Source organism: Bacillus sp. SIMBA_074, assembly GCF_046534555.1.
Lineage (GTDB): Bacteria > Bacillota > Bacilli > Bacillales > Bacillaceae_G > Bacillus_A > Bacillus_A mycoides.
Genome location: NZ_JAWRYM010000759.1, coordinates 1 through 260, shown reverse-complemented (window position 1 = coordinate 260; position 260 = coordinate 1). Strand labels below are relative to the sequence as shown.

1 protein-coding gene is annotated in these 260 nt (G+C 46.9%); it reads right to left on the bottom strand.

The features are described from left to right. Positions 1-260: EF-Tu/IF-2/RF-3 family GTPase (locus tag SB773_RS32820; protein ID WP_410594585.1), on the bottom strand; the 260-nt coding region annotated here is incomplete at both ends.

The window sequence follows — 260 nt, the reverse complement described above, 5'->3', positions numbered from 1 at the left end:
GGATTCATCTTCCGGTAGCCCGGCAATGGTTCTGTCGCACTATTCACGGCACCGGTAATCGTATCACCAACAGTCGTATCACCAACGTTTTTAATGGCTGCCGTAAGGAAACCTACATCCCCGACGTTCAGTTCATCCAACAGCTGGGTCTTTGGATTGAAGACACCCAATTCGGTTACATCAAATTCCTTGCCCGTGGACATCATTTTGATTTTGTCGCCCACTTTAATGGAACCTTCAACAACACGGATATAAGCAAC